This window comes from Shewanella sp. T24-MNA-CIBAN-0130, from assembly GCF_040310185.1.
GTDB classification, from domain to species: Bacteria; Pseudomonadota; Gammaproteobacteria; order Enterobacterales; family Shewanellaceae; genus Shewanella; species Shewanella psychromarinicola.
In genome coordinates, this window is sequence record NZ_JBEOPP010000056.1 from 23,823 (window position 1) to 32,277 (window position 8,455).

Consider the following 8,455-nt stretch of genomic DNA (forward strand, 5'->3'; position numbering starts at 1 on the left):
GTGGACTATCCTTTTTATGCTGCTATTGGACTTTTGTTTCAATTTTGTTTTGGAGTTGATTGCTGATCTGGGTACTTTTGTATAATTGAATTAAGTTTTCTTGGTGAGTGTAATTGAGATGAACAGGGCGCTCAATTCCACGGCTATTACCTTTTACACCAATATTTATTACCGCTTCTCCGCTTGGCGTCATATCAAATGTACTCGCCAATTCACTGTAGTTAAGATGCTCAAGTGCGGTAAAGACTAATCCAAGATAAGGTTGAGATAATTCTAGCTGATCCATTGCAGGATTTCCGGCAACTTCAATTAATCCGCCAGGTGCTCGTGCGGCGAGTTTCCCGCCTTCGATAGTCACTTTACCGTCAACGAGCTCAGCAGGTAATACGCCATCAAATAAGCCATTGGCTTTAACACCCACTTGCGGTTGCTCTTGTAAAAACGTCTCTAAACTGAGCCCTTGTAATAACAAGTATCCATAAGATTTATCATGTAGTTTTAGCACAAACTCAGGTAATAAAAAGCGTCCATCAAGCATGTCACCGCTGGCGGTAAGATTGATGTTGGTTTCGCTTAACCCTGTGACTTGCTGTAACCAGTTGGTCGGCGTTTTGTTGCCATCTTTATTGAGTTCGATATCGGCATTTAGATTCAAGTTTGTTAGCGATAACCCAAGCTTAGCTTGCTGTAAACTGATTGCGGTTTGTGGGCAGACTAATTGACTGTGGGCAAAGTGTTTTTCAGCAGCAGGAGTATTAGGACCATCGTGAGTTTGCTGCCAGTTATATTGGCATTGGGCAAACACGTCTCCACCGGTAAATGATTTATCTTGCCATTGACCTGACAAGGATGATAACTGCTGTTGAATTTTCATTTCAAACTGACTGGTGTTGTCTATTTCACTTAATGCAAAGCCTGCTACAAGTTTACTGTGGCCTTGAATAGACAAATCACTGGGTAACGGTTGGACTTTTTGTAATGTCTTCATTGCTGCTTCAATGTCGGTATCAAACGTCCATTGACCCGCTAATGATAATGGACTTTTTTTATCGGCAAATTTGAGTAAGTGATAACTGCTTAAGTTAAGTGTATCGAGTTGCCATTGCTCACTACCCACCAGTAATCCTTTGGACAAGGTAAGCTGCTGAGTGACGTTAAGCTTATCCAGCGCAAGCAGAGGTTGGCGGCGATTTTTGCCCAGTTGTTTTGTTATGTCGAGCTTATTGATGCGCCAGCTTATGTCATTAGTCGCCGGGATTTGTAGCCAATGTGCTAGCGACTTTTCGATGGCATCATGTTGATTTAACGCTAAGGATAAACCTTGGTTGATACTAATATCGGCTTTACTCACCGAGGCCTGTGTGGTCGATAGTTTACTGTTGTTTGCTTGGATTGCTTGTTGGGCGATAAGTTGGCTAATTTGCACGGTAAACGGTGATAGGTTGATTTGAGTATTATGTTGTTTGAATGTCATGGTCGATGTGTCGTTGATAGTAAACCCGAATGAACCCAATTGTGTAGAGGTGTTTTTGGTCTGTTTGGTGTGTTGTTCATTATCACTGGATATGCTGCGCGAGAAGCTTGTGTGGTTGACGGCTAGGCTGGAGCTCGGGTGTAATGACAGTGTTAATTGATGTTGTTGCTGTGATATTTGACCGACTAAATGCACTTTTGCATCTGACAACGAAAGCTGATCTAAGGGGAGCTCAGGGAATAAGGCTTTAATATCTATAGCACTTGGCGCAGGCGTGGCGACTAGTACGGATGCATTTTTATTTACGCTGGCGGTTACTGGTTTTATGACCGTAGCCTTGTCGGTGGTAGATTTTTGTACTAGTTGTTCGCTCTTGTTGTTGGCCGTTTCACTCGTCGCTAAGGTTAGATCCCAGTCGACATCACTGCGAAATTGTTGATGACTGTTGAATATAGTATGTGCCAGTTTCAGCTTGCTTTGTAGCAATAACCCTTCAATGCTGACCGCCAGATCAGGGATTGACATTTGAAGCGGTAAAACATCATTTTGCAGAGGAAGAACAACTTCAATAGGATAGGCCATCTGCACATTAATGTGGGCTGGCTGGGAAGCCGATTTAGGGGTTAATTGTTCAATGATGTGTACTATTTGACTAGCATGATCATCGGCTAATAATGCAATTAACTGGTTTCTGTCGTGCTCAGAGGGTGACAGTTGATAGTTTATTGGGGCAATGTCGATTTTTATCGCGAATGTGTCAGTGGTTTTGTTGTTGTCTAACGATGCCGTTATTGGGTAGTTACCCACATTAAGCATGACGTTAACCGGTTGCTGCGGCGCAAAATAGACACTGGGCCACAGTGGAGAGTGCAAGGAGAACTCGTCTATCGATTGTTGACTGCTCATCTCGCCGCTGATTAAATCTATTTTACTCTTGGCTGTCCACAGGCCGTCAATGGTCACTTGCTGCTGACGAATGGGTTGCAGTATTTGTGACAACTGTTTGTGTAAACCATGAAGCATATTATTGGTTTGCGCTTGTTGTGAGTGCGCTTTGCTGGTTAATAAGCTTAAATATTGCTCTAACGACTCAAGCCCTTGATAGCTTAAGCCTAAATCAACTAGGGTGGTAAATTGCCATACACGTTTGTCTAAGGTGGCATTGAGACTAAATAGCGGGAAGTCATTAAAACGCCACAAAGTATTTAGCTGACCTTTTTGGGTCAATGTGAGCTGGTCCATTTTTAAAGTGTGTTGCTGTGGGGTATTTTTATCCAGCACAGGAAGCTTAATGTTAATTTCACCTAACTCAATCATCGGCAATTTAGCCAGGTTGAGTTGCATTGCAGCCGGTGATTCTTCAGTTTGTTGTGATTGACGAATGAAAAAACTGTCACCCAAATCAACATAAACACTTTGTGTTTTGATACTTACAATATCGTCAGCGCTGATTTGTTGGTTTTTAAGGATTTGCAGGCTGTCTCGCAGTTCAAGGTTAAACTCTTGAATCGCGATATGACTGTCTTCAATTTTCAATACCAGTCTAGGAATATAAAGATGATTGAATGAGACATATTCCGCATCAAAGTTAAGGACTTCGATATGGTTATCAGCCAATAAGTTATTCAGTATTTTGACCGCAAGAGGCTTGGCATTTTCGATGATGGCCCACACTAAAGCGACTGTGCAAAACAGGATAAAGAGTAAGATCTTGTTAAGGCTAGATATGCGCAATAGTAACTCGCTTTACGTTTGCTTGTTCAATGGTAACAAGGTGCTCGTTATAATGATTTGGTTGTATGAGGTTCATAACATCACTCATTACAACAATGCTATTCATTATCTTAGCTTCTGACAAACACTTTGTAAGTGGTATTAAACATTGTTTATCAAGTGCAACTTAAGATGAAAACATATGGGGGGTAAACAATTCAATTCATCAGTAAGTGACTAATAATTAGTGACTAACAAAGAGTGACTTATTAAATGTTATACCCACAAATTGATTAGCTTAGCATGGTATTAACATCAATTTGTTAAAATCTATTACATTATTAATCTAGGTGTAATCTAGTGTTAATCCTAATAAAAAAGGCGCTGATTAGCGCCTTTTTTTGTCAAAACATCGTCATTACCGTTTTAAGATAACCAATATGATGTTATTTATTTCAGCAAAGGTTCTACAACCATGTGTTGAAGTTCAATTGGGGCAATGGCATGCAGGGCATCCATTGCGGCACCGACTAAGGTAATCTTTCCTACAGATGATTCCACTAATACTGCCCGCTTTATTTCACTGTATTGACGATTGTTGCGAATTAGATTGGATAAAGCCATTTGCATCGGTTGCATTGATGGATTAAATGCCGCACTTTCAGCATAGCGGCCGCAGAAAGTGGCGCCATCGTTGGTTTCTAACACAACAGCTGCATTGCTATTGGTGTATGGCGCATAACTTAGCCCCATTTGGTCAATGGCTTCGATGATCATTGGGTCATCTGAATCACAATTAAATTCTAGCTCACGTTTACTTAATAGTGGCATGGTGACATCTAAGTCTGCCGGTCCAAAAGCATAAGGTAAATAATGGGCTAACGTTTGGGTTTCTTGCTCTGGTAGGTGAATGTTAATCTTACTGCCATTGACCAGTTCGTTCATAAATTGACGGCAATGGCCACAGGGGCTGAAATTAACAATAATATCAACAACTTCTGTTTCACCACTTAACCACGCATGACTGATGGCACTTTGTTCTGCATGTACACTGTGGAATAACGCTTCACCGGGTAATTCTAAATTGGCGCCCATGTACAAGTCACCACTGGCTCCTTTTGCAATGGCGCCGACGTAAAACTCGCTTATTGGTGGGTTTGCAAGTGCTGCTGCAATGGGCAATAAGTCCATGAGCACTTGCTGTTCTGGTTTACCGCTTGCCTTGACAAGGCCTGCAAATTGGCTGGCATCAATATGACCACAAAATTGGTCATGTAATAATGGCACAAGTGCTGTAGCCAAAGGCTTGTCTAGTTGAGTAATGCTGTTTAAAAAACGATTTTGCATTCCCTTAATCCTTAAATGAAATAAATTGAGCAAAGTGAAAATTCACTATAATGATTGTAAATATTGATATAGGGCTTTTAATAGCTTTTGTTTGTGTTCATTCTCGCTGGTTTCTTCGACCAGGTTCTCGAGTTTAATCACATAATCGGCATCAGATAAGCGTTGTTGACAGAAATCTCGCCATTTACGAGCTTCACTGTCTGTTAATGTTCCTGGGTAGTTACGGGCCCGGAAACGAAACAACATTTCATCGATACGAGGATCATCAAACTGCAATGCCAACGCCGCTAGGTTACGAGGTTCGGTATGACAAATAATGTCAATTTTAGATTTATCTGCATGGCTAAAAAATCCACCGCTATAAAGCATTAAATCAGGATCGGTAATCGGTTTGCGATTTGATTCAAGTTCAAATACTTGGTTAAGCTTTTCACGTAATTCGGGATGGTTTTTTAAGCGTTTATATTGCTCACGTGCAAATGCTTTATCAAACTGTAATTTCTCCGCGACCTCGTCATCCAGTAATTTTGGCGAACCAACAAAAGGGCATTTGTTAAGCTGAATTTGCTTGAGCGGTATTGGCAGCTCATTTTCTGATAATTCTTGACGAGGAGTGTACATACGATGGTTAATTTCTTGCGCGGACAACTCTATCAAAGGTGAGATGTCCATGGCCAAATTAATGCAGATCACTGAATTTTTATTGGTTGGATGATACGCCACGGGTGCAATCAACGTAGTACAGCCTTGAAGCGCACTAATTTTCGAGCTGACATGAACCAAAGGTTGCATTTTTAATACATCAACGTGGTCAGCAACCGCTTGTTTACGTCTTAAATTAAAATAATACTGGTACAGTTTAGGTTGTTTCTGCTTTATCAGTTTCGCCATTGCAATGGTGGCGTAAACATCAGACATGGCATCATGGGCTTTTTCATGACTTAAGCCATTCGCTTGGGTGAGTAACTCCAGTTTAAAACTGGGTGAGCCATCTTCTTTCTTTGGCCAATTAATACCGTCAGGGCGAAATGCATAGCAAGCTCTAACTAAATCAATAATATCCCAACGCGAATTACCGTTTTGCCATTCTCGTGCGTAGGGATCGATAAAGTTACGATAGAAACCATGACGACTGACCTCATCATCAAAACGTAATGAATTATAGCCCACGACACAGGTGTTAGGCTGGCTAAATAACGTATTGATACGTTTCATAAACTCAGCTTCAGGTTCGCCTTTAAGATTAGCAAGCTGCGGAGTGATACCGGTAATTAATATGGCTTCGGGAGACGGTAAGTAGTCAGGCGCGAGTTTGCAATAAAAGGTTTCAGGTTCACCAATAATGTTCAACTCTAGATCGGTTCGAATACCCGCAAATTGTGATGGGCGATCTTTGCTTGGATTTGCCCCAAAAGTTTCATAATCGTGCCAGAATAAAGTGGGTTGAATTGCGTTAGCCATAGTAAATATAAGATCCTTTTCGCGATTAAATCCATGTTAACATTTATCAGCATAAAAAAATGATAATGAGATAAAGTTCAATAAAAATTTTCTAATATAGCCTTGTTTACTGGTGACTAATGGGGATTTGCTGGTTACAATTTAACGAAGTAATTAAGGAATATTCTATGGATCACCATCTCTTTACTCAACCAAGTGTTTGCGAAATTAATCAACCTACTGCGTTGACACTGCGCTTATCTGAAAGTGTGAGTGATTTATTAGTGTTATCAACGATGAGTAATCCTTTGGTTGAGTTTGTGGTGAGCCAAGTTAATCATACCCAAGCGACACTAATTATACGTATCCAACCGTTTTTGACTTTTGCTTTTGAGCATACGCAGCCATTAATCCAAACGCCAGCTCAACGACGATCCGTGGGGCAGGGGATTAAATTATATCCTTCAATGGGAGTGGCTCCTCGCGTGTGTATCGAGCAACTTAGAAGAGGAGTGACGATTAATATTAACGTTGATGAGGATATGTATTTTAGGTTATCAGCCGAAGCTCGTTTTGAACTGGTGACTTTAGAAAATGACTTACGGATTTTGAGTGAACCTCAAGCACTCGTTATGGCTAAAGCGATATTAGGGCGTAAGTTTGATTATAATGAGCCCTCTAACATGCTGGCCGTTCATATTAGTGAATTAGAGCAAGTCCGACGAGAATTACGTGATTACCTCAGTGGTGAGTCGGGCAAAATCCACCCTGGTGTCTCAACTGAACTATTAAAACTTGATCATTTATTGCAAAATAAGCACCAATGGTTGTTGCGAACCTATCATCAGTCATTAGAGCGTCCTAATTTGGGGCGTTCATCCAATGAACAACTTTATAATAATGAGCAATTACAACGTAAATTAGATTGTTTTGAACTATTAGCCCCTAAAGATGTGTCGGAAATGGTCACTAAACTGTGTGATGACGATCTTTAATTTTTCAGTAACTCTAGAGTCCACCCATGTCTTATATTTGCCCTATTTGCAGCGCCCCGTTAGTGAAACAACAAAATGCTTGGCAATGTGAACAACGTCATCAATTTGATTGTGCCAAAGAAGGTTACGTTAATTTACTGCCTGTACAAAAAAAGAAAACCAAAGACCCTGGTGATAACAAAGAAATGATGTTCGCTAGAAGAGAGTTTCTTAATCAAGGCTTTTATCAGCCCTTAAGCGACAAGGTTAACCAGTTGGCGCTTGAATATGCTCCAGATGCTAATAAGATACTCGATATAGGCTGTGGTGAAGGGTATTACAGTCATCGATTGTTTGAAGCGCTGCAATCTGTCACTCAATCCCATTGTGAGCTTTTCGGGGTAGATATTTCTAAATCTGCGATTCGTTATGCAGCCAAACGCTATTCGGATCTGCATTTTTGTGTGGCGAGTGCGTTTGAAATGCCTTTGGCAGATAACAGTTTTGATTTAGCGATCCGTATTTATGCGCCCTCTAAGATTGAAGAGTTACAGCGAGTGATAAAACCGGGTGGAATATTAATTACGGTTTCACCTGGTCCTACACATCATTATGCTTTAAAGCAGAAAATTTATAGTGAGCCCAAGCTGCACCCACAAGGCCCCTTGGTATTGGATGGTTTTACATACTTAGCTCACGAAGCGTTGAGCTACTCATTGTCGCTAACCCGTGCAGACGATATTGATCATTTTCTTAATATGACACCTTACGCCTGGAAGTTGAGTGATTCACAGAAGTCTCAAATAATAGAGCAAGGGCTTGAGTGTGAGATAGACTTTAAAATCGAAATTCATCAACGCGAACAAGAAACAATCAGATCATTGATATAAATAACTATCTGATGCTCAAAGATAAACCATTTTGTCATGTCACCAATTAAATACTATCTTTTGATTGATGTTTGTTGACTTATCTCGAGAATGGTTTATAGTCTACTCAGCTTGAAGGTTGGGCTTATATTTATCAATACGACCAGTTTCGTCCTGTAAACATAAGTAATACCGGCATTTTCCAGCTTTACTGCCGTTAAGGCTTTAACTATTTTTTTCTACAGGATTTATATATTATGTCTCAAGTTACTGGTGTTGTTAAGTGGTTTAACTCTGATAAAGGTTTCGGATTTATTGAGCAAGAGTCTGGTCCAGACGTTTTTGTTCACTTCCGTGCTATCAATTCAGACGGTTTCAAAACTCTTGACGAAGGTCAGAAAGTTTCTTTCACTGTGACTCAAGGTCAGAAAGGTCCTCAAGCTGAGAACGTTTCAGTAGTTGGTTAATATTTAGCTTTAGCTAAATGTTAGGACTTTAAAACTGTAACAATTTATTGTTGCAGTTTTTTTTTGCATTTTTATGTGTGTTGCCATCATCTAAATCATCTAAATCATCTAAATCATCTAAATCATCTAAATCATCTAAATCATCTAAATCATCTAAATCATCTAAATCAT

6 protein-coding genes are annotated in these 8,455 nt (G+C 40.2%); 3 read left to right on the forward strand and 3 right to left on the reverse strand.

Going from position 1 to position 8,455, the window contains the following annotated elements:
- Positions 1 to 22 precede the first annotated feature (22 nt).
- The 3 genes from AAEZ02_RS17930 to sbcB form a co-directional block, all read right to left on the reverse strand.
- The gene (locus AAEZ02_RS17930; RefSeq protein WP_502959597.1) at positions 23 to 3,208 is read right to left on the reverse strand and encodes an intermembrane phospholipid transport YdbH family protein; all 3,186 of its coding nucleotides are present in this window, start codon (positions 3,206 to 3,208) and stop codon (positions 23 to 25) included.
- Positions 3,209 to 3,637: 429 nt separating this feature from the next.
- On the reverse strand, positions 3,638 to 4,534 hold the full coding sequence (gene cdd / locus AAEZ02_RS17935; RefSeq protein WP_124011690.1) for a cytidine deaminase: 897 nt from the start codon (positions 4,532 to 4,534) through the stop codon (positions 3,638 to 3,640).
- Between the two features lie 45 nt (positions 4,535 to 4,579).
- Positions 4,580 to 5,995 (reverse strand): exodeoxyribonuclease I, encoded by a 1,416-nt coding sequence (sbcB, locus tag AAEZ02_RS17940; protein ID WP_124011689.1) that lies wholly within the window; start codon positions 5,993 to 5,995, stop codon positions 4,580 to 4,582.
- A gap of 167 nt (positions 5,996 to 6,162) precedes the next feature.
- Here sbcB and AAEZ02_RS17945 point away from each other — a divergent pair, with 167 nt between their 5' ends.
- The 3 genes from AAEZ02_RS17945 to AAEZ02_RS17955 all read left to right on the forward strand — a co-directional run bounded on the left by AAEZ02_RS17945 (position 6,163) and on the right by AAEZ02_RS17955 (position 8,284).
- The gene (locus tag AAEZ02_RS17945; RefSeq protein WP_101031967.1) at positions 6,163 to 6,969 is read left to right on the forward strand and encodes a hypothetical protein; all 807 of its coding nucleotides are present in this window, start codon (positions 6,163 to 6,165) and stop codon (positions 6,967 to 6,969) included.
- A 26-nt stretch (positions 6,970 to 6,995) separates the two neighbouring features.
- Positions 6,996 to 7,838 (forward strand): 23S rRNA (guanine(745)-N(1))-methyltransferase, encoded by an 843-nt coding sequence (gene rlmA, locus AAEZ02_RS17950; RefSeq protein WP_124011688.1) that lies wholly within the window; start codon positions 6,996 to 6,998, stop codon positions 7,836 to 7,838.
- A 236-nt stretch (positions 7,839 to 8,074) separates the two neighbouring features.
- Positions 8,075 to 8,284, forward strand: coding sequence for a cold-shock protein (locus tag AAEZ02_RS17955; RefSeq protein WP_011496716.1), 210 nt, complete (start codon positions 8,075 to 8,077; stop codon positions 8,282 to 8,284).
- Positions 8,285 to 8,455 lie beyond the last annotated feature (171 nt).

What these genes read in the sequence shown, in the direction of transcription:
- sbcB (WP_124011689.1), bottom strand. Translation starts at nt 5,995, where the DNA reads ATGGCTAACGCAATTCAACCCACTTTATTCTGGCACGATTATGAAACT.
- AAEZ02_RS17955 (WP_011496716.1), top strand. Translation starts at nt 8,075, where the DNA reads ATGTCTCAAGTTACTGGTGTTGTTAAGTGGTTTAACTCTGATAAAGGT.
- rlmA (WP_124011688.1), top strand. Translation starts at nt 6,996, where the DNA reads ATGTCTTATATTTGCCCTATTTGCAGCGCCCCGTTAGTGAAACAACAA.
- cdd (WP_124011690.1), bottom strand. Translation starts at nt 4,534, where the DNA reads ATGCAAAATCGTTTTTTAAACAGCATTACTCAACTAGACAAGCCTTTG.
- AAEZ02_RS17945 (WP_101031967.1), top strand. Translation starts at nt 6,163, where the DNA reads ATGGATCACCATCTCTTTACTCAACCAAGTGTTTGCGAAATTAATCAA.